Annotated in this window: 17 protein-coding genes and 2 rRNA genes (1 of these 19 only partly in view); 8 read left to right on the forward strand and 11 right to left on the reverse strand. The window is 58.0% G+C overall.

The genetic code is table 11. The annotated features are described in order from the left end of the window. Nucleotides 1-308: 308 nt before the first annotated feature. The gene (locus AB4P97_RS14180) at nt 309-746 is read right to left on the reverse strand and encodes a hypothetical protein (protein WP_042560172.1); all 438 of its coding nucleotides are present in this window, start codon (nt 744-746) and stop codon (nt 309-311) included. Between the two features lie 103 nt (nt 747-849). Here AB4P97_RS14180 and AB4P97_RS14185 point away from each other — a divergent pair, with 103 nt between their 5' ends. Then, the gene (locus tag AB4P97_RS14185) at nt 850-1,287 is read left to right on the forward strand and encodes a universal stress protein (RefSeq protein ID WP_042560173.1); all 438 of its coding nucleotides are present in this window, start codon (nt 850-852) and stop codon (nt 1,285-1,287) included. 120 nt (nt 1,288-1,407) lie between these two features. On the opposite strand, the gene AB4P97_RS14190 is transcribed toward AB4P97_RS14185, so the two are convergent. Then, nucleotides 1,408-3,324 (reverse strand): ATP-binding cassette domain-containing protein, encoded by a 1,917-nt coding sequence (locus AB4P97_RS14190; RefSeq protein ID WP_115147209.1) that lies wholly within the window; start codon nt 3,322-3,324, stop codon nt 1,408-1,410. Between the two features lie 214 nt (nt 3,325-3,538). Between AB4P97_RS14190 and AB4P97_RS14195 the strand changes: the two genes are divergently transcribed. Then, nucleotides 3,539-5,467, forward strand: a complete 1,929-nt coding sequence (locus AB4P97_RS14195) for a transglycosylase SLT domain-containing protein (RefSeq protein ID WP_047302248.1) — start codon at nt 3,539-3,541, stop codon at nt 5,465-5,467. Between the two features lie 100 nt (nt 5,468-5,567). Here AB4P97_RS14195 and AB4P97_RS14200 read toward each other — a convergent pair whose 3' ends face one another. Beyond that, a complete protein-coding gene (locus AB4P97_RS14200) occupies nt 5,568-7,346 on the reverse strand; it encodes an ABC transporter transmembrane domain-containing protein (protein WP_395602893.1) in 1,779 nt (592 codons plus the stop codon). A 258-nt stretch (nt 7,347-7,604) separates the two neighbouring features. On the opposite strand from AB4P97_RS14200, the gene AB4P97_RS14205 reads away from it, so the two are divergent. Beyond that, nucleotides 7,605-7,784: a PA1571 family protein gene (locus AB4P97_RS14205; protein WP_042560177.1), complete on the forward strand. Its 180-nt coding sequence runs from the start codon at nt 7,605-7,607 to the stop codon at nt 7,782-7,784. A 75-nt stretch (nt 7,785-7,859) separates the two neighbouring features. Here AB4P97_RS14205 and pdxB read toward each other — a convergent pair whose 3' ends face one another. Further along, nucleotides 7,860-9,002 carry a 4-phosphoerythronate dehydrogenase PdxB gene (gene pdxB, locus AB4P97_RS14210; protein ID WP_395602894.1) on the reverse strand — a complete coding sequence of 381 codons (1,143 nt, stop codon included), beginning with the start codon at nt 9,000-9,002 and terminating at the stop codon, nt 7,860-7,862. A gap of 215 nt (nt 9,003-9,217) precedes the next feature. Between pdxB and AB4P97_RS14215 the strand changes: the two genes are divergently transcribed. Continuing rightward, nucleotides 9,218-10,627 carry an MATE family efflux transporter gene (locus tag AB4P97_RS14215; RefSeq protein WP_042560179.1) on the forward strand — a complete coding sequence of 470 codons (1,410 nt, stop codon included), beginning with the start codon at nt 9,218-9,220 and terminating at the stop codon, nt 10,625-10,627. Between the two features lie 136 nt (nt 10,628-10,763). On the opposite strand, the gene tusA is transcribed toward AB4P97_RS14215, so the two are convergent. Both tusA and rlmM read right to left on the reverse strand, forming a co-directional pair. Next, nucleotides 10,764-11,015, reverse strand: coding sequence for a sulfurtransferase TusA (gene tusA / locus AB4P97_RS14220; RefSeq protein ID WP_115147206.1), 252 nt, complete (start codon nt 11,013-11,015; stop codon nt 10,764-10,766). A gap of 164 nt (nt 11,016-11,179) precedes the next feature. Continuing rightward, nucleotides 11,180-12,253 (reverse strand): 23S rRNA (cytidine(2498)-2'-O)-methyltransferase RlmM, encoded by a 1,074-nt coding sequence (rlmM, locus tag AB4P97_RS14225; RefSeq protein WP_042560180.1) that lies wholly within the window; start codon nt 12,251-12,253, stop codon nt 11,180-11,182. A 222-nt stretch (nt 12,254-12,475) separates the two neighbouring features. On the opposite strand from rlmM, the gene acnA reads away from it, so the two are divergent. Then, nucleotides 12,476-15,217, forward strand: coding sequence for an aconitate hydratase AcnA (gene acnA / locus AB4P97_RS14230; RefSeq protein WP_395602895.1), 2,742 nt, complete (start codon nt 12,476-12,478; stop codon nt 15,215-15,217). Nucleotides 15,218-15,511: 294 nt separating this feature from the next. Here the strand turns inward: acnA and AB4P97_RS14235 are convergent, their stop codons facing one another. Further along, nucleotides 15,512-16,312, reverse strand: a complete 801-nt coding sequence (locus AB4P97_RS14235; RefSeq protein WP_042562151.1) for an aminoglycoside phosphotransferase family protein — start codon at nt 16,310-16,312, stop codon at nt 15,512-15,514. A gap of 7 nt (nt 16,313-16,319) precedes the next feature. Then, nucleotides 16,320-16,808 (reverse strand): SRPBCC family protein, encoded by a 489-nt coding sequence (locus tag AB4P97_RS14240; protein ID WP_042560182.1) that lies wholly within the window; start codon nt 16,806-16,808, stop codon nt 16,320-16,322. 197 nt (nt 16,809-17,005) lie between these two features. Between AB4P97_RS14240 and AB4P97_RS14245 the strand changes: the two genes are divergently transcribed. Genes AB4P97_RS14245 through AB4P97_RS14255 form a run of 3 tightly spaced genes read left to right on the forward strand, consistent with a single transcriptional unit; the run spans nt 17,006 to nt 18,527 of the window. Then, nucleotides 17,006-17,926, forward strand: a complete 921-nt coding sequence (locus AB4P97_RS14245) for an ADP-ribosylglycohydrolase family protein (RefSeq protein ID WP_395602896.1) — start codon at nt 17,006-17,008, stop codon at nt 17,924-17,926. 56 nt (nt 17,927-17,982) lie between these two features. Further along, the gene (locus AB4P97_RS14250; protein WP_042560184.1) at nt 17,983-18,387 is read left to right on the forward strand and encodes a lysozyme inhibitor LprI family protein; all 405 of its coding nucleotides are present in this window, start codon (nt 17,983-17,985) and stop codon (nt 18,385-18,387) included. Between the two features lie 8 nt (nt 18,388-18,395). Continuing rightward, nucleotides 18,396-18,527 carry a hypothetical protein gene (locus tag AB4P97_RS14255; protein WP_395602897.1) on the forward strand — a complete coding sequence of 44 codons (132 nt, stop codon included), beginning with the start codon at nt 18,396-18,398 and terminating at the stop codon, nt 18,525-18,527. A gap of 12 nt (nt 18,528-18,539) precedes the next feature. Here the strand turns inward: AB4P97_RS14255 and mrdA are convergent, their stop codons facing one another. The 3 genes from mrdA to AB4P97_RS14270 form a co-directional block, all read right to left on the reverse strand. After that, nucleotides 18,540-20,432: a penicillin-binding protein 2 gene (gene mrdA / locus AB4P97_RS14260; protein WP_395602898.1), complete on the reverse strand. Its 1,893-nt coding sequence runs from the start codon at nt 20,430-20,432 to the stop codon at nt 18,540-18,542. Between the two features lie 220 nt (nt 20,433-20,652). Continuing rightward, nucleotides 20,653-20,768: ribosomal RNA gene (gene rrf, locus AB4P97_RS14265) — 5S ribosomal RNA — on the reverse strand. 156 nt (nt 20,769-20,924) lie between these two features. Next, nucleotides 20,925-23,190 (reverse strand): 23S ribosomal RNA (locus AB4P97_RS14270); it runs 628 nt beyond the window's last position.

The raw sequence follows: 23,190 nt of genomic DNA on the forward strand, positions 1-23,190 counted from the left end.
ATCGCCCAAAATGCGGGTTGGAATGCGACTTTGCGGTCATTTCCGTACCACGCAGATCCACAACACGCGTCTGCATGTGAAGCCATTCATAGGATCAATAGTTAGAAAAGTCGCCCTAATTCGCAGCGAGGCCTGTTTAAAAGTCTACGCTCACGGGACGATAGGTAAATGCGCTGCCCGTTTGAAGCCGGGCCAGTGGTAAAAAAGTTTCCGGCCTGCCTGGCCAACCCGCCCGATGAATCATGTCGGGCTTTTTATTGCTCGTCTGCCGGACGTTTCGCACCGTTGCAGTGCGAAAAATCCGCGAGTCACGCCAGTGCTTTCAGAGTGGCGTCGATATCCAGCAAAACCGTGGCTTCGCCCTTCTCGCCCCAGTACAAGGCGATCATCTGCTTATCCGCTTCGATCTTGAAGACGTTGCCTGGCAACTTTTCGAAATGATTGAGCAGCGCCCGATCTTCGCAGACTTCCTGCCACTGATTGACCCACACGCCTGGCGATTTTTGCCAGTAGGTCCAGCATGCCGGCTGATTACCGCGACGCGGCCGATGGTATTGCGCGCACGGATCCGGCGGCTCTTGCGACAGCCAGTGCGGCCACTCCTGAGGCGCCAGTTGCATGGCCAGGCCAATACGACGCGCCTCCATGCGCAGAGCGATTCGACCGCTCTGCGCGCGCGATGGGCGCAACCATGCCAGTGGGCTCAATACCACCAACAGGATTGACACCACTATCCAGACCGTCATATCTGTACTCCCGTTTTCTGATGAGCCCATTGCTTCACTTCGGAACCAATGCGCTTGAAACCAGCCATACTTACCAATATTGAACCCTCACGAGGAGCGCCTCATGCCCTACCACCACATCCTGGTCGCCGTAGATCTGACTGAAGAGTGCGACCCCGTCATCCACCGCGCCCGCGAGCTGTCGGTGAGCAACGGCGCCAAGCTGTCGCTGGTGCATATCGTCGAACCGATGGCCATGGCTTTTGGCGGAGACGTACCGATGGACCTGTCACAACTGCAACAGCAGCAGTTCGATCAGGCCAAGGAACGCCTTGAGCGCCTTAAGCTCAAGTACACCGAGCTTGAAGGCGCCAATTGCCACTTGACCTACGGCCAGCCGCGCCAGGAAATCCATCACTTCGCCAAGGAACAGCAATGCGATCTGATCGTGGTCGGCAGCCATGGCCGTCATGGTCTGGCGCTATTGCTGGGCTCGACAGCCAATGATGTGCTGCACGGCGCGCCTTGCGATGTGCTGGCGGTGCATCTGGTCAAACGCTAAATCCTGCAGGAGCGGCCGAAGGCTGCGGTCTTGCAGATCAAAAGATCACAGCCTTCGGCAGCTCCTGCAAAAAGCCCGGCCTCACGCGAATGAGGCCGGGCTTTTTAATGGCTGAAGCAATCAGGCATCCAGCTCGGCCCAACGCTCTACCAACGCTTCCAGTTCCGCCTGCAATTGCTCAAGCGAGGCAATGACCTTGGCAGTCTCTGCCGCAGGACGCTGATAGAAACCGCTGTCGGCCATCTCAGCCTCAACGGCAGCGATCTGCTGCTCCTTGGCATCAATATCGCCCGGCAACGCTTCCAGCTCGCGCTGCAGCTTGTAGCTCAGCTTTTTCTTAGCAGCCGGAGCAGCAACTGGCGCAGCAGCGGCCGGCTCAGCAGTAACCACTGCCGAGTTCAGGTCAGCTTTGCCCGATTTGCTCTCGGTCACGCCCAACAGACGCGGCGAGCCGCCCTGACGGATCCAGTCCTGATAACCGCCGACGTATTCACGCACCTTGCCTTCACCTTCGAAGACCAGGGTGCTGGTGACCACGTTGTCGAGGAATGCCCGGTCGTGGCTGACCATCAGCACAGTGCCGTTGAACGTCAGCAGCACTTCTTCAAGCAGCTCGAGGGTTTCCACGTCCAGGTCGTTGGTCGGTTCGTCGAGTACCAGCAGGTTCGCTGGCTTGCTGAACAGCTTGGCCAGCAACAGACGCGCACGCTCACCACCCGACAGCGCCTTGACCGGCGTGCGAGCACGCTGCGGGCTGAACAGGAAGTCACCGAGGTAGCTCAGTACGTGACGGCTCTGACCGTCGATATCGATAAAGTCACGACCTTCGGCGACGTTGTCGATTACGGTTTTTTCCAGATCCAGCTGATGGCGCAACTGGTCGAAGTACGCCACGTCGATCCGCGTACCCTCTTCCACTTTACCGCTGGTTGGCTGCAAGCCGTTGAGCATCAGCTTCAACAGGGTCGTCTTGCCGGTACCGTTGGCGCCAAGCAGACCGATACGGTCGCCGCGCTGCAGAACCATCGAGAAATCCTTGATCAGGAACGGGCCGCCCGGATGAGCAAAGCTCACGTTCTCGAGCACCATCACCTGTTTGCCGGACTTGTCGGCGGTGTCCAGCTGAATGTTGGCCTTGCCGGTACGCTCACGACGCTCGCTGCGCTCAACGCGCAGTGCTTTCAGGGCGCGCACGCGGCCTTCGTTACGGGTGCGACGGGCCTTGATGCCCTGACGGATCCACACTTCTTCCTGGGCCAGACGCTTGTCGAACAGCGCGTTGGCAGTGGCTTCGGCAGCGAGCTCGGCTTCTTTGTGCACGAGGAAGCTGGCGTAGTCGCCGTTCCAGTCGATCAGGCCGCCGCGATCCAGTTCCAGGATGCGCGTGGCGAGGTTTTGCAAGAAGGAACGGTCGTGCGTGATGAACAACACGGCGCCCTGGAAATCTTTCAGCGCTTCTTCAAGCCAGGCAATCGCACCGATGTCCAGGTGGTTGGTTGGCTCGTCGAGCAGCAGCAGATCCGGCTCGGACACCAGCGCCTGCGCCAGCAGCACGCGACGACGCCAGCCACCGGACAACTCGGCGAGGGTCTTGTCGGCCGGCAGTTGCAGGCGGCTGAGGGTGCTGTCGACCAGGGTCTGCAAGCGCCAGCCATCACGGGCTTCGAGGTCGTGCTGAACGTGCATGAGCTTGTCCAGATCGGCATCGGTAACGATGTTCTGGCTCAAGTGATGGTATTCAGCGAGCAACGCGCCAACGCCGTCGAGGCCTTCAGCCACCACGTCGAATACTGTCCGCTCGTCGGCCACAGGCAATTCTTGCGGCAGTTCGCCGATTTTCAGACCGGGGGCACGCCACACCGAGCCGTCATCAGGCTTCTGGTCGCCCTTGACCAGTTTCATCATGCTGGACTTGCCAGTGCCGTTGCGGCCGATGATGCACACCCGCTCACCACGGGCGATCTGCCAGGACACCTTGTCCAACAACGGCATAGCGCCGAACGCAAGGGACACATCGCTGAATTTGAGCAGGGTCATGAGCTTCTCCAAAAACCGGGGGCGCATTCTACCTGACTTGAGGCTTCAGCAGGCCGGCAATTTGTCTGTCGAAGCACTCTGCACAACATTTGTTGCGAACTTGTGCCGCAAGGCCCGCAAAGCTTTCGCCGCTCGCCGGCAAAAGGCTAAGCTACAGATAATTCAGTGCTGATTGATGTCGGCACTTGTCATGATTTCTCTGCCCGGATGTCTCATGCGCAGTCGCCTCTTCAGTGTTTTGTCCTGTTTGCTACTCTCCGCCGCTGCCGTTCAATCCGCCCAGGCGGTGGACCTGTCCACCCAGCGTCAGTATTACGATGAAGCCAAACGCGCGTTGGCCAAGGGCGATACCGGCCCATATATGCGCTATAGCCAGGCGCTGGCCGATTACCCCCTCGAGCCTTATCTTGCTTATGACGAGCTGACCGCACGCCTGAAAAGCGCCAGCAATGCGGAAATAGAGAAATTCCTCGCCGAGCACGGTGACCTGCCCCAGGCCAACTGGATGAAGCTGCGCTGGTTGCGCTGGCTGGCCGATCGCGGTGACTGGGCGACCTTCGTCAAGTATTACGATCCCAAGCTCAATTTCACCGAACTGGACTGCCTGAACGCGCAGTATCAGATCAGCCACAACAAAAAGACCGAGGGTTACGCCGCTACCGAAAAGCTCTGGCTGACCGGCAAGTCGCAACCCGCCGCGTGCGATGCACTGTTCGGCATGTGGGCCGCCGAGGGTCAACTGACCGAACAGAAGCGCTGGGAGCGCACCAAGCTCGCCGCCCAGGCGCGCAACTATCCGCTGGCCAACAGCCTGATCAACGGCCTGACCACCCTCGCCCCCCGTGGTCGCCTGTTGGTGGATGTGGCGCAGAAACCCGAACTGCTCAACCAGCCGTCGCGTTTTACTCCGGCCGATGAGCCGATGTCCGATGTGGTCAGCCTCGGCCTGCGCCGCCTCGCCCGTCAGGATCCGGACAAAGCCATGGCGCTGCTCGACGGATACGCCAGCAGTATGCATTTCTCCCGTGATGAGAAAGTCGCGATCGCCCGGGAAATCGGCCTGACGCTGGCACGCCGCTTCGACAGCCGCGCACTGGACGTGATGACCAAATACGACCCGGAACTGCGTGACAACACCGTCTCCGAATGGCGCCTGCGCCTGCTTCTTCGTCTGGCGCGCTGGGACGATGCTTATCAATTGACCCGCCGTCTGCCGCAGGATCTGGCCACCACCAACCGCTGGCGTTACTGGCAGGCGCGCAGTCTTGAGCTGGCGCAACCGCAGAACCCGGAAGCGCAGACCCTGTACAAAAATCTTTCGCGCGAGCGTGATTTCTACGGCTTCCTCGCCGCTGACCGTTCGCAATCTCCTTACTCGCTGAACAATAAACCGCTGGTGCTTAGCCAGGCGCTGATCAACAAGGTACGCAACACGCCCGGCGTGCGTCGCGCACTTGAGTTCCATGCACGCGGGCAAATCGTCGACGGACGCCGCGAGTGGTACCACGTCAGCCGTCACTTCAACCGCGACGAAATGGTTGCCCAGGCCAAACTGGCCTACGACCTGAAGTGGTATTTCCCGGCGATCCGCACCATCAGTCAGGCGCAATACTGGGACGATCTGGACATCCGTTTCCCGATGGCCCACCGCGATACCCTGGTGCGTGAGGCCAAGGTTCGTGGTCTGCATTCGAGCTGGGTGTTCGCCATCACCCGTCAGGAAAGTGCGTTCATGGACGACGCCCGCTCCGGCGTTGGCGCCAGCGGCCTGATGCAACTGATGCCCGGCACCGCCAAGGAAACTTCACGCAAGTTCAACATCCCCCTGGCCTCGCCGCAGCAAGTGCTGAACCCGGACAAGAACATCCAGCTCGGCGCCGCTTACCTGAGCCAGGTGCACAGCCAGTTCAATGGCAACCGTGTCCTCGCCTCCGCCGCCTATAACGCCGGCCCCGGACGCGTGCGTCAATGGCTGCGCGGCGCCGATCACCTGAGCTTCGACGTGTGGGTGGAAAGCATCCCGTTCGACGAAACGCGCCAGTACGTACAGAACGTGCTGTCCTATTCGGTGATCTACGGCCAGAAGCTCAACTCTCCGCAGCCGCTGGTGGATTGGCATGAACGCTATTTCGATGATCAGTGATCAGCAGGCTAACGCCGAGTAATAAATAATGCCCGTATCGCGAGATACGGGCATTTTTTGTAACTTGCAAAGATCAAAAGGTCGCAACCTGGGGCCGCGCCTACACGACGGCCGCCTGTCCATCGTTGAACTGCAACGCCGCCAACCGCGCATACAACGGATTGCTCGCAATCAATTCCTGATGTGTACCCACCGCAACCAGTTTGCCTTGATCCATCACCGCGATCCGGTCGGCATTTTTTACGGTGGCCAAGCGATGGGCAATGACCAGCGTGGTGCGGTTTTGCATCAGGTTCGGCAAGGCTTGCTGGATCAGGTGTTCGCTTTGCGCATCAAGGGCGCTGGTGGCTTCGTCCAGCAACAGAATCGGCGCGTCGACCAGCAACGCCCGAGCGATGGCCAGACGCTGGCGTTGGCCGCCGGAAAGTCCAAGCCCGCCGTCGCCCAAATGTGTCTGGTAGCCGTCAGGCATTTGCTCGATGAAGTCGTGGGCGTGGGCGATTCTCGCCGCTTCCTTGACCTGCTCAAGCGTGGCCGTTGGGCAGCCATAGCGGATATTCTCCTCCACGCTGCCGAAAAACAGTGCTGGCGTTTGTGAAACCAGGGCAAAACAACGGCGCAGATCCAGCGGGTCGAGGCTGGTCAGCGGCACGCCGTCCAGCAGAATCCGGCCCTCACGAGGATCGTAAAAGCGCAGCAGCAAGTCATACACCGTGGATTTACCCGCGCCGGACGGCCCTACCAGCGCCAGGGTTTCGCCGGCCCTGACCGTGAGATTCAAACCATCGACTGCGAAGCTTTCTGGACGCGAGGGATAGGCAAAGCACACATCCTGCAATTCCAGCTCACCGCGCACGCGCGCGGGCAATGTCACCAATCCAGTCTTCGGTGGCCGGATGATATTTTCCGAACGCAGCAATTCAGCAATCCGCTCGGCGGCACCCGCAGCGCGCTGAAGCTCGCCGATCACCTCACTCAACGTACCAAACGCGCTGCCGACGATCAGGCTGTAGAACACAAACGCCGCCAGTTCACCGGCAGAAATCCGCCCGGCGATCACGTCCATACCACCGACCCACAACATCACCGCGACAGCGCCAAGCACCAGCACGATCACCAATGTAATCAGCCAGGCACGCTGGAAGATCCGTTTGCGTGCGGTCTCGAAAGCCTGCTCGACCGTTGAGGCAAAACGTTGCTCGTCCTGTATTTGATGGTTGTACGCCTGCACGGTTTTGATCTGGCCGAGGGTTTCGGACACATAGCTGCCAATGTCGGCGATCCGGTCCTGGCTCTGTCGCGACAGATTGCGCACACGTCGACCAAAAATCAGGATCGGTGCAATCACCAGCGGTAGCGCGATCACCACGATGCTCGTGAGTTTCGGATTGGTGATGAACAGCAGAACGATGCCGCCGATCACCATCAACAGATTGCGTAGAAACAGCGAAAGCGACGAGCCGATCACCGATTGCAGCAATGTCGTATCTGCTGTCAGGCGTGACTGGATTTCCGAGCTGCGATTGTCTTCGTAAAAACCGGGATGCAGGTACACCAGGTGGTTGAACACCTGTCGACGGATGTCGGCGACGACACGTTCGCCGATCCAGGAGACCAGATAAAACCGGGCGAAGGTGCCGACCGCGAGGCCCAGGACCAACAGCATGAACAGTCCAATGGATTGGTTGAGCAAATCCGCCGATTGGGTCATGAAACCCTGATCAACCAACAACTTGATGCCCTGCCCCATGGATAAGGTGATGCCGGCGGTGACGATCAATGCGAGCAGCGCACCGAAGGCCTGCCAGCGATAAGGCACGAGGAAATGACTGGTCAGGCGCAAGGCGCGCCGGTGCCGCGAGGAAAGCATCGAGATCATTCGGGTTCACACGTGTGCTTATGGATAGGGCCAGCCTACACACTCAAATGGGGTGGAACTCTGTAAATCACAATGAGTCAGTTTAAATATGCCCCCAAAGACTAGGCCATAGTTGCTATTGGTCTAAAGTCCCGATTGAGGCAAGCGGTCATTTCTGGTTGAGTAGAGATGCCGCCGCCGACGGATCGCAGGGAGCTGTCACAGCCCAGTCACGTGGGGGTTTTAACCTAGGCGCACAACCTGATGAGGAGACAGGCCATGTCCTTGCAACAAAGCAGCGAAGACAAGATTCAAGTGATCCGTACCAAACCCGGCCAGACTCTGGGTTGCTCGATTATTGATGAAAAAGGCCGCGAAGTACCGATCACTGAAGACATGATCCAGGACGCTTGCCGCGAACTGGAGAAGCGATTGGTCAAGCCTGCCGAACAAGAGTGATATAGCCACCGTCTTCCTGACCCGGCCCATCTGGCCGGGTTTTTTATGCCTGCTTCCGCCCTACAGGGGAATGGGCTAGAGAGCTACTGCTCCGAGCGCTGTCACGATCTGGCGCAACGTTGGCGAATGCCCCTCGATCCGTACTTTCAACCCTTCAATCTCGCGCCGAACGGGATACTGCTTGCGCAAAACATCGAACGCCGCACGTTGCTCGGCGACATTGCCTACAAGACTGCGGCGAAAATCCGCGTCATCCCGGCGTGGGTCGTACACGCCACGGCACAACATCGCCAACGCCCAGGCCGGATCACTGTCGGCATGCAAGGTTACTTGCGACAACCACGGCGCTGGCAGCAGGTCATTGAGCTGGATGCTCGCAGGCTGATCAATGAACTCGCAGTACGCTTGATAAATCTGCGCCGTGCCGCGCTGCTTGCCGTCGAGGCTGTAACCCGCAATGTGCGGCGTGGCCAGCACACAGAGTTCGGCAAGAGCCACATCGACCTCGGGTTCGGCCTCCCAGACATCGAGCACCGCTTGCAGGTCTTCGCGCTCCAGTAGCACTTCGCGTAGCGCAGCGTTATTCACCACCGGTCCTCGCGCTGCGTTGATCAACCAGGTGCCAGGTTTGAGTTGCTGCAAACGTTGTTGATCGAACAGGTGCCAAGTCGCACTGTTACCGCTGCGGGTCAGCGGTGTGTGCAGGCTGATCACGTCGCACTGCTCGATGATCTGCTCCAGGCTGACGTAATCCCCCCCCTCGGTAGCCTGACGTGGCGGATCACAGACTTTCACGCTCCAGCCCAGGCCCTTCAAGACGTTGATCAGGCGCCCCCCGACTTCACCGGCGCCGACGACTCCGTAAGTACGCTGAGTCAGATCAACGCCCTCGATTTCGGCAAGCGTCATCAGGCTGCCGAGCACATAGTCGACCACGCCTCGGGCATTGCAGCCGGGCGCGCTCGACCAGGTGATGCCCGCCTCGTTGAAATATTCGAGATCCAGGTGATCAGTGCCGATGGTGCAGGTGCCAACGAAGCGAACCTTGCTGCCCACGAGCAGCGCGCGGTTGACGTTGGTCACCGAACGCACCAATAACACGTCGGCCTGCTCGACCGTCGCACGGTCAATGGAACGGCCGGGCACTCGGCGGATCTCGCCAAAACCGGCAAAAAAGGCATCGAGCAGCGGGATATTTTCGTCAGCAACAATCAGCATGGCGGGCTCCTTGGGCGGATCGGCAGTTTAGGTGCAGATACGCGGTTGGGCCAGCGGGGTTTGATTCCAATCACGACAACGACATGCGCCCTGTGGCGAGGACGGCGCAAAGCCATGAGTGATTACAAATCCGCAACACAGGATTTTTCCTGACCAACACGTCAGCGGCGTAGAATGCGCCGCCTTGCGCATCAACATCTGTGGACGCTTTGCCTGTGAATCCTGTAACTGACCAACCTGTCGCCCTCTCCCTCTCCCGCCCCGCGCGGATTCGCCTGGAGTTCAAGACTCTGCTTGCCCTAGCGGTGCCGATCATCATCGCGCAACTGGCAACTACGGCCATGGGCTTTGTCGATGCGGTGATGGCCGGGCGCGTCGGTCCAAAGGATCTGGCGGCGGTGGCTCTGGGCAACTCGATCTGGGTGCCGGTATTTCTGTTGATGACCGGCACCCTGCTGGCCACCACTCCCAAAGTCGCCCAGCGCTACGGCGCCGGTACCCACGGCGAGATCGGTCCGATCGTGCGCCAGGCATTGTGGCTGGCGCTGGTAGTGGGCTTGATCGCGACCGCGATGCTGGTTGCCGCAGAGCCGATTCTGCATTTGATGAATGTCGATCCCGAGCTGATCGGCCCGTGCATGCAGTACTTGCATGGCATCGCCAGCGGTTTGCCGGCGGTGGCGTTCTATCACGTGCTGCGCTGTTTCAGTGACGGCCTCGGTCGTACTCGCCCGGCGATGGTGCTGGGTCTGTGCGGGCTGGCGCTGAATATTCCCCTGAACTACATCTTCATCTATGGCCACTTTGGCGTGCCCGCCATGGGCGGCGTCGGTTGCGGCTGGGCCACGGCGATCGTGATGTGGGTGATGGCGCTGGGTCTGGCCGGTTATGAGCGCTGGGCCCCGGCGTATCGTTCGAGTGAATTGTTCAGCCGTTTCGATTGGCCGCAGTGGGCGGTGATCAAGCGTCTGCTGGCCATCGGTTTGCCAATCGGCATCGCGGTGTTTGCCGAGTCGAGCATCTTCGCGGTGATCGCGCTGTTGATCGGCAGCCTCGGCGCTACCGTGGTCGCCGGGCACCAGATTGCGCTGAACGTCAGCTCACTGGTGTTCATGATTCCTTATTCGCTGGGCATGGCCGTGACCGTGCGCGTCGGTCAGGCCCTGGGTCGTGAGGAACCACGCGAGGCGCGTTTCGCCGCCGGCGTCGGCATGGGGACTGCACTGGCCTATGCGTGTCTCTCGGCGAGCATGATGTTGTTGCTGCGTGAGCCGATTGCGGCGATTTACACGGCTGACCCGACAGTGATTCATATCGCGGCGATGCTGATTGTGTATTCGGCGCTGTTCCAGTTTTCCGACGCGATTCAGGTGACCGCTGCCGGTGCGTTGCGCGGTTATCAAGACACGCGAGTAACGATGATCCTGACGCTGTTCGCCTATTGGGGCATCGGCCTGCCAGTGGGTTACGCCCTCGGCCTGACCGACTGGCTCGGCGAGCCGCGTGGCCCGAGCGGGTTGTGGCAGGGTCTTATCGTCGGCCTGAGCTGCGCCGCGCTGATGCTGTCGATCCGCTTGACTCGCAGCGCGCGCAAGCGCATTCGGATCAGTCGTTCGCTGGGCTGAGTCCTTTTACGCGAGACAAAAAATGTGGGAGCCAGCCTGCTGGCGATGATGGAGAGTCGGTCAACATAGACGTTGAATTGACTACCACATCGCCAGCAGGCTGGCTCCCACATTTGGTTTAGCGTTGGCCTGAGGCTCAGGCTTGTTTTTTGCGGATCCAGTACAGATAAGTCCCGGCGTCTTCGTGCTGGCCGACCAGTTCATGGTCGAGAAACACGCAAAACTTGGGAATGTCGCGGCGGGTCGAGGGATCCGTAGCGATCACCTTGAGCAGGCCACCGGGTACCAGATCACGGATGTGCTGGTGCAACATCATTACCGGCTCCGGGCAATTGAGGCCGGTAGCGTCGAGGGTGCCGTCGACCGGCGTATCGATCATTTCACTCATGGTTAACTCCTGAAACTGGCCGGCATTGTCGCGCATTGCCGGGTGCCCGGTCACCTGTGGCTTCGCACTAATCCCCTGTGAACTGCCGAAGGCTGCGATCTTTGCTTTTTGAAAGATCAAAAGATCGCAGCCTGCGGCAGCTCCTGCACGGGGGGCGTTTGCATTTAGCGGGATTTGGTTTTCTTCACGTCATGCCGGCGCAGATGGCAGGTCACTTCCTCGCGGTCGTGATACAGCTGCTTGCAGCCGATATCGACCTTGATCCCGCGGGCCTTGAAACCATCGGCAATGCGCTCAAGCAAACGCTTCACTTCGGCATAACGCTGCTTCATCGGCAGTTTCAAGTTGACCACCGCCTCGCGGCAATGCCCTTCGCCGATCCACTCTTCGAGCATCGCCGCGTTACGCGCCGGTTTCTCGACGATGTCACAGACCATCCAGTCCACCGGCTGCTTGGGCTTGAAGGTGAAACCGTCCGCCATCAAGTGTTGCACCAGTCCGGTCTCCATCAGGCTCTCTGCCATCGGGCCGTTGTCGATAGCGGTCACCAGCATGCCGCGGTTGACCAGTTGCCAGGTCCAGCCACCGGGCGCTGCACCAAGGTCAACGCCGGTCATGTCACTGTGCAAACGATCTTCCCACTGATCACGCGGGATGAAATGGTGCCAGGCTTCTTCCAGCTTCAACGTCGAACGGCTTGGAGCCTCACGCGGAAACTTCAGGCGGGGAATGCCCATTGGCCACATCGCCGAGTTACCGGCATCAGCCATACCCAGAAATACTTCACGGCCGCTTTTGAATGTCAGCAACAGACGCGGCTTGTTTGCGTCTTCAACCAGTTTGCCGGCACCCGTCAGCGCCTTGCGCAGCGGGCCTTCGAATTTCTTGCAGAAGTTCGACAGCTCTTTGCCATCGTTGGTATCGACGACCTCCAGCCACAGACTGCCGCACACCGGGAATTCGGCCATGTGCGCGAGGATCACGCTGATGCGGTCGGTTTCCGGCAGATCAATGAAAACGCCGCGCGCCCATTGGCGCGGGAAGATCAGCTCGGCGAAACGCTGACCGCGCATCAGACGCTCGGCGCCGTCTTCTTCGGTGCAGACAAACTCCGCGTACGCAGTGGCGGTTTTTGCCTTGGCGTAACCGGACACGTTCAACTGGGCAGCGAGGTCGGAAATCTCCGAGCAGACTTCGCCTTCGAAACCTGGCCGGCAATGCATGAATAGGGTGTTCATTCTTACTCCTGAGCAGCGGGCGAACATTCGGCCCCTGCGCGATGCTCAGGCCTTGCGTTGAAGCAAAGCCTGTCACGAAAACCGGCGCATGATAGCCGATGTCGGAACCTTGGTTCTCTTCATAGAGTCCAGTTATTAGCCAGCTAATGAAAACAGGGCTACGTTGATAGCTCTGCCCGTCCCCTCAATCCGTAGCAGTGCGGATTCAAAGGAGTGATTGCAATGCCGTCCCTAGATAGCCTGAAGACCCTTAAAACACTAAAAATTGACGACAAAACCTACCACTATTTCAGTTTGCCGGATGCTGCCAAAAGCCTGGGTAATATCGACAAACTGCCAATGTCGCTGAAAGTCCTGCTGGAAAACCTGCTGCGCTGGGAAGATGAAAAAACTGTCACCGCCGCCGACCTCAAGGCAATTGCTGCGTGGCTCAAGGAGCGTCGCTCCGACCGGGAAATCCAGTACCGCCCTGCCCGCGTATTGATGCAGGATTTTACCGGCGTCCCTGCCGTGGTCGACCTCGCGGCGATGCGCGCGGCCATGGCCAAGGCCGGCGGCGATCCGCAGCGAATCAATCCGCTATCCCCGGTGGATCTGGTGATCGACCACTCGGTGATGGTCGACAAGTTCGCCACGCCCAGCGCATTTGAGCAGAACGTCGACATCGAAATGCAGCGCAACGGCGAACGCTATGCCTTCCTGCGCTGGGGGCAAAGTGCCTTTGACAACTTCAGCGTAGTGCCGCCGGGCACCGGGATCTGCCACCAGGTCAACCTCGAATACCTCGGCCGCACCGTCTGGACCAAGGATGAAGACGGCCGCACCTACGCCTTTCCCGACACGCTGGTTGGCACCGACTCCCACACCACCATGATCAACGGCCTCGGCGTGCTCGGCTGGGGTGTCGGCGGGATCGAAGCGGAAGCGGCGATGCTCGGGCAACCGGTGTCGATGCTGATTCCGGAAGTGATTGGCTTCAAACTCACCGGCAAACTCAAGGAAGGCATCACCGCCACCGACCTGGTGCTGACCGTTACGCAGATGCTGCGCAAGAAAGGCGTGGTCGGCAAATTTGTCGAGTTTTATGGTGATGGCCTCGCCGACCTGCCGCTGGCTGACCGTGCGACCATCGCCAACATGGCCCCGGAATACGGTGCGACATGCGGCTTCTTCCCGGTCGATGACGTAACGCTGGAGTACCTGCGTCTGTCCGGACGGCCAACGGAAGTGGTGAAACTGGTGGAGGCGTATACCAAGGCCCAGGGGTTGTGGCGTCTGCCCGGTCAGGAGCCGGTGTTCACCGACAGTCTGGCGCTGGACATGGGCAGCGTCGAGGCCAGCCTGGCAGGGCCGAAACGCCCGCAAGACCGCGTCTCGCTGCCAAATGTCGCACAAGCCTTCAGTGACTTCCTTGACCTGCAATTCAAACCGACGAGCAAGGAAGAAGGACGCCTGGAAAGCGAGGGCGGTGGCGGCGTCGCGGTGGGCAATGCCGATCTGGTCGGCGAAACGGAGTATGAACACGACGGCCACACCTATCGCCTGAAAAACGGTGCGGTGGTCATCGCTGCAATCACGTCGTGTACCAACACTTCCAACCCGAGTGTGATGATGGCTGCTGGGCTCTTGGCGAAAAAAGCCGTGGAGAAAGGCCTGACGCGCAAACCGTGGGTAAAGAGTTCGCTGGCGCCAGGTTCGAAAGTGGTCACTGACTACTACAAGGCGGCGGGGCTGACGCAATACCTCGACCAGCTTGGTTTTTCGCTGGTCGGATATGGGTGCACCACCTGCATCGGTAACTCCGGGCCATTGCCGGAACCGATCGAAAAAGCCATCCAGAAAGCTGACCTCGCCGTCGCTTCGGTGCTGTCCGGCAACCGCAACTTTGAAGGTCGCGTGCACCCACTGGTGAAAACCAACTGGCTGGCCTCGCCACCGCTGGTGGTGGCTTATGCCTTGGCTGGCACGGTTCGTACCGACATCAGTAGCGAACCGCTGGGCAATGACCAACAGGGCAATCCGGTTTACCTGCGTGACATCTGGCCAAGCAGCCGGGAAGTCGCCGACGCGGTGAGCCAGGTCAGCACTGCCATGTTCCACAAGGAATACGCCGAAGTGTTTGCCGGTGACGAACAGTGGCAAGCCATCGAGGTGCCACAGGCCGCCACCTATGTGTGGCAGGACGATTCGACTTACATCCAGCATCCACCGTTCTTCGACGACATTTCCGGCCCGTTGCCAGAGATCAAGGATGTGAAGGGGGCGCGGATGTTGGCGCTGCTCGGCGACTCGGTGACCACCGACCACATTTCCCCTGCCGGCAACATCAAGGCTGACAGCCCGGCCGGGCGTTATCTGCGCGAACAAGGCGTCGAGCCGCGGGACTTCAACTCTTACGGTTCACGTCGCGGCAACCACGAAGTGATGATGCGCGGCACCTTCGCCAACATTCGTATACGCAATGAGATGCTCAGCGGCGAAGAAGGTGGCAACACGATCTACATTCCGACCGGTGAGAAACTGCCGATCTACGATGCCGCCATGCGCTATCAGGCGTCCGGAACACCGCTGGTGGTGATTGCCGGGCAAGAATACGGCACCGGCTCCAGTCGCGACTGGGCGGCCAAAGGTACCAACTTGCTGGGCGTCAAAGCCGTGATCGCCGAGAGCTTCGAGCGCATACACCGTTCCAATCTGGTGGGCATGGGCGTCTTGCCGCTGCAATTCAAACTCGATCAGAATCGCAAGAGTCTGAACCTGACCGGCAAGGAAACCTTCGAGATTCAAGGCCTGACCGGCGTATCCCTGACACCACGCATGAACCTGCCTCTGGTGATCACTCGTGAAGACGGGCGACAGGAGAAAATCGAAGTGCTGTGCCGCATCGATACTCTGAATGAAGTGGAGTACTTCAAGTCAGGGGGGATTCTGCATTATGTGCTGCGGCAGCTAATCGCTTCATAAACGCGTGCCCCCCCCCCTGTAGGAACTGCCGTGAGCTCGGCAGCTCCTACAGGGTTCCGTACTTTTCTTGGGGCGAAAAAAAACCCGCCGAAGCGGGTTTTTCCCAAGACCATTATCGACTCCCTGTCGGCAGCGATCCTTGCAATGGTCGATCATCCTTGATCCTGAAGTACTCCCTGTGCTTCAGTTGATGGGTGTAGATTACGTGGTGGATCCAATCGACAATAGTCGTAATAGCTACCATCGCGTGTAAGACATTCGCCATAGAAGCACTTCCGAAAACCCTTAGAAGGGTCAGGCATTGAGCATGCCCGCCGCGATTTGCGCGACTTTCAACTGCCCAGAGGCCCTATTCTGCAGGCCATCCTCCAGAAACCAGGCAGCGGACAATCCAGCAAACGCCAGCACCCATTGCAGCAGTCGGCGACGATCAAGCCCGGCGGCCTCGGCGATCACTTCAACTTGTCGCTGGAGGCGCTCAGGGTCGCCGGCGCTCGGTAGATCCGGGTTACAGATCAGATTGGCGTAGTCGAAACCGCGCTCTCCCCTCACCCGTTTCGGATCAATCGCCAGCCAGCCGCGCGCACCGAAATCGAGAACGTTGTCGTGGTGCATGTCACCGTGCAGTACCACCTCCTCCTGCGGGTCGGCAAGCAAGGCTTCGGCGGTTTGCAGACTCAAGGCGTAGAGCCCGCCCTCTTGTGCGGCCGCCACTCGCAGAGAAGCAAACCACGGCGTCAACTCCAACAGCGGCGGTGCCGGCATCGCGCGTGGTGTATGCAAACGTGCCAACGCTTTGCACAGAATGCGGCTGGCTTCGTCGTCCTCGTCGTTCATCGCCATGTGCATCAACGAACGCCCGCCCGTAGCCCGCTCCATCAGCAAGCCATCCTCATGATGAGCCAACACCCGTGCGGCACCGTCGCCATCCCACCAAATCATCAGCAGGTTGCCGTACTTCTCATCCGTATCATCGACCAATTTCAGCATGGCGGGCGCATCACCCAGGCGCACCGGCAACAAACGGCTGCCGGGGGTGATGATCGGTGCCCCGTCCGGCACCAGTGACCAGCGTTTGAGCCAAGGGTCGAACATCGCGCTCTCAACCACCGTCACGCTCACGTGCCCGGGCGCTTTCCGCGAGAAACTGTTCAAGCCTGCTCAACTGTTCTTCCCAGCCACGGCTGTCCATGTAATAGGCCTCTTTCTGGCGGATGTCGGGAATGTGCGCGAAACCGGACTCAGAGACCTTGAGCAACGTGCCACCCTCGAAGTCTTCCAGCTCGAACCTGACCAGCGTTGTCGGTTCCTGGGAATAGTCGATCTTCGGATTGACCGCATACGGATGCCATCGGAACGAGAACAATTGCTGCGGCTCGACCCGTTCGATCAATACGTTCCACAACACATGTTCATAACCCGGATACGTGACCTGCCCTTGCGTCCATTCTCCGGCAATAAAACGCCTGCCCTCCAGCGCCACACCAAACCACTGGCCAAACGCCTCGGCATCAACCAATGCACGCCAGACATGTGAACGCGACGCCTTGAGCGTGATTTTGCGTTCGAAACTATTGGGTACTGGTTTCATACGTCACCTCCTGTTCTGAACAGTAGGCTTGTATGACCACATGTCCAAGGTGAAGTTGTATCAAAGCGGTTCAGCTGTGCAAAAGACAGGAAACATCCGGCTGCATTTTCCACTGGTGAATCGAACAATTTTCACCACAACCCAGCGGGTGAAGCTGATACCTTTTCCATCGATGCTGAACCGAACAAGGACGAATCATGCAGCCATCCCTCCCCGAACGTTATCGTGGCGCCTTGCTAGGTCTGGCTTGCGGCGACGCGGTCGGCACCACGGTAGAGTTCAAGCCACGCCATTCATTCCAACCATTGACTGACATGGTCGGCGGCGGTCCTTTCCACCTCAAGCCTGGACAGTGGACCGATGACACCTCGATGGCGCTCTGCCTGGCGGAAAGCCTGTTGATCAAGAACGGCTTCGACGCCACTGATCAAATGGGGCGCTATCTCAATTGGTGGAAATGGGGTTACCTGAGTTCGACCGGCGAATGCTTTGATATCGGCATGACCGTCAGTCAGGCGCTGTCACAATACCAGCAAACAGGTGAGCCCTTTGCGGGGTCGACCGAGCCCGATAGTGCTGGCAACGGCTCTCTGATGCGACTGGCACCGGTGGTGCTGTTTTACTTCCCGGATGACCGGAAGGTCAGAAAATTCTCCAGCGAAAGTTCGCGAACCACCCACGCAGCACCCGAGGCAATCGAAAGCTGCCAACTGTTGGCTGAGCTGATCAACAAAGCTCTGCTTGGAGCGTCCAAAACAGAACTGCGCTATTTGCCGGCCTCAACCTTCAGCCAACCGAAAGTCGCGGAGATTGCTCGAGGTAACTATTTCACGAAATCAATAGACGAAATCTGCGGTAGCGGCTACTGCGTCCGGTCGCTGGAAGCAGCGCTTTGGTGTTTTCAGCACACCGACAGTTTTGCGGCAGCAATCCTGCAAGCCGCCAATCTGGGAGATGACGCCGATACCACGGCAGCGATCGTTGGCCAGCTGGCCGGCGCCCACTACGGCGTTCGAGCCATTCCCGCCAATTGGCTGGACCTGCTGCATGACGGTGAGGAGATTGCGGCTACAGCGGATCGCTTGCTGGAAGCCTCAAGACAACAAGTACCTGAATAGATCCTGTGCAATCACTACACTGTTCTGCACTTACATTCGACACAGCGAGAATCTCCATGTCCCCACGTCAGCTCCTGGCCCTGACGCCTTTGCTATTCACCACCCTCACCCACGCCGCCGTTGACTGCGCCAACGCCAGTGATCAGGCGACGATGAATCAGTGCGCCGGGCAGGATTACAAAGCTGCCGACAAAGAATTGAACGCTGTGTATCAGCAGATCACCGGGCGTTTGAAGGACAACCCTGACGGTAAGAAGCTGTTGGTCAGTGCGCAACGCGCATGGATCGGTTTTCGTGATGCCGAGTGCAAGTTTTCGTCTTCGGGCGTGACGGGCGGAAGTGTGTATCCGCTGATTTATAGCAATTGCATGACCGCTGTGACCAAGGTGCGGGTTGAAGCGTTGAAGCAGTACTTGAAGTGTGAAGAAGGTGACATGAGTTGCCCGGTGCCAGGGGCCTGATTGTTGTAGTGACTACAAGGCGCTATCGCTGGCAAGCCAGCGATAGCGCCGGTACGGTTGCGGCAACTAGTCCTTTGCATGCAGGCGTAGACCTCGACAACTTCCAGCACAGCCCCAGCCTGCGTGAGCATGTGCTGTGATGCTGTTGCCGGTTACACGTGCGGATCACCCGGCGCTTTGGACGGCGCCGCGTACTGCGGCTTGAGATGGCCGTCCTGATCAAGTAACCAGGCATCCATGATTTGCCGTACCACCGGCCCGGCGACACGACCACCGGCCTCACCGTTTTCTATCATTACCGAAATCGCGATCTTCGGGTGCTCCGCCGGGGCGAAGCCGACGAACAAGGCATTATCGCGGTGGCGCTCGAGCGTCTTCGCGCGGTTGTAGCGCTCACCCTGCTTGATCGCTACCACTTGTGCCGTACCACTTTTACCAGCGATACGGTATTGCGCACCCGCCGCCGCCGCACGGGCAATGCCCCGGGCATCGTGCATTACCATCTGCATGCCGTGGTTGACCTGCTCCCAATCGCGCGGATCCTTGAGCAGAATGTTCGGCATCGGATTCTGATCGACCGGCGCCACACCATCGACAGTCTTGGCCAGGTGTGGGCGGTTCCACACGCCTTTGTTGGCGATCAGTGCAGTGGCCTGTGCCAGTTGTAGCGGCGTGACCTGCATATAACCCTGACCAATGCCGAGAATCACCGTTTCTCCCGGGAACCATGCTTGTCGACGTGTAGTGCGTTTCCAGGCTTGGGATGGCATCAGACCAGGAGACTCTTCAAACATGTCCAGCGAGACTTTTTCGCCGAGACCGAACATGGCCATGTAGTCGTGCAGGCGATCAATGCCAAGCTTGTGCGCCAGGTCATAGAAGTAGGTGTCATTGGAACGCATGATCGCAGCGTCCATGTCCACCCAGCCGTCGCCGCTGTGGTTCCAGTTACGGTACTTGTGATCGAAGTCCGGAAGTTGGTAATAACCCGGATCGAAGACTCGGGTCTGCGGTGTGACAACGCCTGCATCGAGCCCCGCGATCGCTACTTCTGGCTTGATGGTCGAGCCCGGTGCGTACAAGCCGCGCAACACGCGGTTGAACAGTGGCCGGTCAATAGAATCACGCAGCGCCGAATACTCTTTGGAGCTGATACCAGTGACGAACAGGTTGGGGTCGAAACTCGGGTTGCTGACCATGGCCAGCACTTCCCCGGTGGACGGATCCAGCGCCACGACCGAACCACGACGACCACCCAAGGCGGCTTCGGCGGCTTCTTGCAGTTTCACGTCAAGGCTCAGGACGATGTTTTTGCCGGGTACAGGGTCAGTGTGTTTGAGCACACGTAACACCCTGCCCTGGGCATTGGTTTCAACCTCCTCATAACCGACGTGCCCGTGTAACTGGGCTTCGTAGAAACGTTCGATGCCAGTCTTGCCGACGGACTGAGTGCCACGGTATTCCACCGAGTCGAGGGTTTTGGATTCTTTTTCGTTAATCCGGCCGACATAGCCTATGGAGTGAGCGAAGTGCATGCCGAGCGGGTAATGTCGAACGAACTGTGGCTCGACATCGAGCCCAGGCAGACGGAACTCGTTGACTGCCAAAACGGCAATCTGCTCTTCGGTCAGTTCATAAAACAGCGTCACCGGCGTGAATGGATGACGGGACTGTTTCATGGCTTTGTCGAACACCGCACGGTCTTCGACGGGGAGGTGCAGGAGATAAATAACCTCGTCAAGCTCCTGATTGACGTCGATAGCGCGCTCGCGAGTGATGGTCAGATTGTAGCTGGGACGGTTATCTGCCAGGAGCACGCCGTTTCGGTCGTAGATCAGTCCGCGTGTTGGCGGGATCGGCAGGACATGGACACGGTTGTTTTCGGAAATGGTCGAGTGGTAGTCGAACTCCACGACTTGCAGGATGTACAGACGCGCTACCAGGGCGCAGCTGACTGCGAAGACAAAAAGGGCGCAGGCGATCAACCGCTTGTTGACCAGACGCGTCTCTTTTTCGTGATCCTTGATCGGGATGGGTTCAGGCATTTCTACAGCAACTCTTTGGCATAAGTGAGTGCCTATCCTTTGGCGAAAAATCAGTCCATGAAAAAAAGCGAGTTGCACCATAACAAAAACTGCCCGGCCACTTAAGAAGGTTTTTCCCAATGGCAACACTTGTGAAAGCTAGGGTTCGACTCACCCGAGAACTTTTTCGCGGGCAAAACAAAACCCCAACTGCTTTCGCAATTGGGGTTTCGGAATTTAATCTTGACGATGACCTACTCTCACATGGGGAAACCCCACACTACCATCGGCGATGCATCGTTTCACTACTGAGTTCGGGATGGGATCAGGTGGTTCCAACGCTCTATGGTCGTCAAGAAATTCGGGTACTGAGTCGTGACCAAGTGGCCTCGCTTCAGCAAATTGGGTATGTGACAGCTTTCGGTGTTTGTGAACATCGAACTTTCGGTTCGTTTCGTCTTCACACACCGCAATCTGATGCTCTTTCGAGTAATCAAATTGCTTGGGTGTTATATGGTCAAGCCTCACGGGCAATTAGTATTGGTTAGCTCAACGCCTCACAGCGCTTACACACCCAACCTATCAACGTCGTAGTCTTCGACGGCCCTTCAGGGAACTCAAGGTTCCAGTGAGATCTCATCTTGAGGCAAGTTTCCCGCTTAGATGCTTTCAGCGGTTATCTTTCCCGAACATAGCTACCCGGCAATGCCACTGGCGTGACAACCGGAACACCAGAGGTTCGTCCACTCCGGTCCTCTCGTACTAGGAGCAGCCCCTCTCAAATCTCAAACGTCCACGGCAGATAGGGACCGAACTGTCTCACGACGTTCTAAACCCAGCTCGCGTACCACTTTAAATGGCGAACAGCCATACCCTTGGGACCGGCTTCAGCCCCAGGATGTGATGAGCCGACATCGAGGTGCCAAACACCGCCGTCGATATGAACTCTTGGGCGGTATCAGCCTGTTATCCCCGGAGTACCTTTTATCCGTTGAGCGATGGCCCTTCCATACAGAACCACCGGATCACTAAGACCTACTTTCGTACCTGCTCGACGTGTCTGTCTCGCAGTCAAGCGCGCTTTTGCCTTTATACTCTACGACCGATTTCCGACCGGTCTGAGCGCACCTTCGTACTCCTCCGTTACTCTTTAGGAGGAGACCGCCCCAGTCAAACTACCCACCATACACTGTCCTCGATCCGGATAACGGACCTGAGTTAGAACCTCAAAGTTGCCAGGGTGGTATTTCAAGGTTGGCTCCACGCGAACTGGCGTCCACGCTTCAAAGCCTCCCACCTATCCTACACAAGCAAATTCAAAGTCCAGTGCAAAGCTATAGTAAAGGTTCACGGGGTCTTTCCGTCTAGCCGCGGATACACTGCATCTTCACAGCGATTTCAATTTCACTGAGTCTCGGGTGGAGACAGCGCCGCCATCGTTACGCCATTCGTGCAGGTCGGAACTTACCCGACAAGGAATTTCGCTACCTTAGGACCGTTATAGTTACGGCCGCCGTTTACCGGGGCTTCGATCAAGAGCTTCGCGTTAGCTAACCCCATCAATTAACCTTCCGGCACCGGGCAGGCGTCACACCCTATACGTCCACTTTCGTGTTTGCAGAGTGCTGTGTTTTTAATAAACAGTCGCAGCGGCCTGGTATCTTCGACCGGCATGAGCTTACGGAGCAAGTCCTTCACTCTCACCGGCGCACCTTCTCCCGAAGTTACGGTGCCATTTTGCCTAGTTCCTTCACCCGAGTTCTCTCAAGCGCCTTGGTATTCTCTACCCAACCACCTGTGTCGGTTTGGGGTACGGTTCCTGGTTACCTGAAGCTTAGAAGCTTTTCTTGGAAGCATGGCATCAACCACTTCGTCATCTAAAAGATGACTCGTCATCAGCTCTCGGCCTTAGAATCCCGGATTTACCTAAGATTCCAGCCTACCACCTTAAACTTGGACAACCAACGCCAAGCTGGCCTAGCCTTCTCCGTCCCTCCATCGCAATAACCAGAAGTACAGGAATATTAACCTGTTTTCCATCGACTACGCTTTTCAGCCTCGCCTTAGGGACCGACTAACCCTGCGTCGATTAACGTTGCGCAGGAAACCTTGGTCTTTCGGCGTGGGTGTTTTTCACACCCATTGTCGTTACTCATGTCAGCATTCGCACTTCTGATACCTCCAGCAAGCTTCTCAACTCACCTTCACAGGCTTACAGAACGCTCCTCTACCGCATCATCCTAAGATGATACCCGTAGCTTCGGTGTATGGTTTGAGCCCCGTTACATCTTCCGCGCAGGCCGACTCGACTAGTGAGCTATTACGCTTTCTTTAAAGGGTGGCTGCTTCTAAGCCAACCTCCTAGCTGTCTAAGCCTTCCCACATCGTTTCCCACTTAACCATAACTTTGGGACCTTAGCTGACGGTCTGGGTTGTTTCCCTTTTCACGACGGACGTTAGCACCCGCCGTGTGTCTCCCATGCTCGGCACTTGTAGGTATTCGGAGTTTGCATCGGTTTGGTAAGTCGGGATGACCCCCTAGCCGAAACAGTGCTCTACCCCCTACAGTGATACATGAGGCGCTACCTAAATAGCTTTCGAGGAGAACCAGCTATCTCCGAGCTTGATTAGCCTTTCACTCCGATCCACAGGTCATCCGCTAACTTTTCAACGGTAGTCGGTTCGGTCCTCCAGTTAGTGTTACCCAACCTTCAACCTGCCCATGGATAGATCGCCCGGTTTCGGGTCTATTCCCAGCGACTAGACGCCCTATTAAGAC

The organism is Pseudomonas sp. A1230 (assembly GCF_044218825.1).
Classification (GTDB): Bacteria; Pseudomonadota; Gammaproteobacteria; order Pseudomonadales; family Pseudomonadaceae; genus Aquipseudomonas; species Aquipseudomonas iridis.

Excerpts from the sequence above, each read along its gene's own strand:
- AB4P97_RS14180 (WP_042560172.1), bottom strand. The coding sequence starts at position 746 with ATGACGGTCTGGATAGTGGTGTCAATCCTGTTGGTGGTATTGAGCCCA.
- AB4P97_RS14185 (WP_042560173.1), top strand. The coding sequence starts at position 850 with ATGCCCTACCACCACATCCTGGTCGCCGTAGATCTGACTGAAGAGTGC.
- AB4P97_RS14190 (WP_115147209.1), bottom strand. The coding sequence starts at position 3,324 with ATGACCCTGCTCAAATTCAGCGATGTGTCCCTTGCGTTCGGCGCTATG.
- AB4P97_RS14195 (WP_047302248.1), top strand. The coding sequence starts at position 3,539 with ATGCGCAGTCGCCTCTTCAGTGTTTTGTCCTGTTTGCTACTCTCCGCC.
- AB4P97_RS14200 (WP_395602893.1), bottom strand. The coding sequence starts at position 7,346 with ATGATCTCGATGCTTTCCTCGCGGCACCGGCGCGCCTTGCGCCTGACC.
- AB4P97_RS14205 (WP_042560177.1), top strand. The coding sequence starts at position 7,605 with ATGTCCTTGCAACAAAGCAGCGAAGACAAGATTCAAGTGATCCGTACC.
- pdxB (WP_395602894.1), bottom strand. The coding sequence starts at position 9,002 with ATGCTGATTGTTGCTGACGAAAATATCCCGCTGCTCGATGCCTTTTTT.
- tusA (WP_115147206.1), bottom strand. The coding sequence starts at position 11,015 with ATGAGTGAAATGATCGATACGCCGGTCGACGGCACCCTCGACGCTACC.
- rlmM (WP_042560180.1), bottom strand. The coding sequence starts at position 12,253 with ATGAACACCCTATTCATGCATTGCCGGCCAGGTTTCGAAGGCGAAGTC.
- acnA (WP_395602895.1), top strand. The coding sequence starts at position 12,476 with ATGCCGTCCCTAGATAGCCTGAAGACCCTTAAAACACTAAAAATTGAC.
- AB4P97_RS14235 (WP_042562151.1), bottom strand. The coding sequence starts at position 16,312 with ATGTTCGACCCTTGGCTCAAACGCTGGTCACTGGTGCCGGACGGGGCA.
- AB4P97_RS14240 (WP_042560182.1), bottom strand. The coding sequence starts at position 16,808 with ATGAAACCAGTACCCAATAGTTTCGAACGCAAAATCACGCTCAAGGCG.
- AB4P97_RS14245 (WP_395602896.1), top strand. The coding sequence starts at position 17,006 with ATGCAGCCATCCCTCCCCGAACGTTATCGTGGCGCCTTGCTAGGTCTG.
- AB4P97_RS14250 (WP_042560184.1), top strand. The coding sequence starts at position 17,983 with ATGTCCCCACGTCAGCTCCTGGCCCTGACGCCTTTGCTATTCACCACC.
- mrdA (WP_395602898.1), bottom strand. The coding sequence starts at position 20,432 with ATGCCTGAACCCATCCCGATCAAGGATCACGAAAAAGAGACGCGTCTG.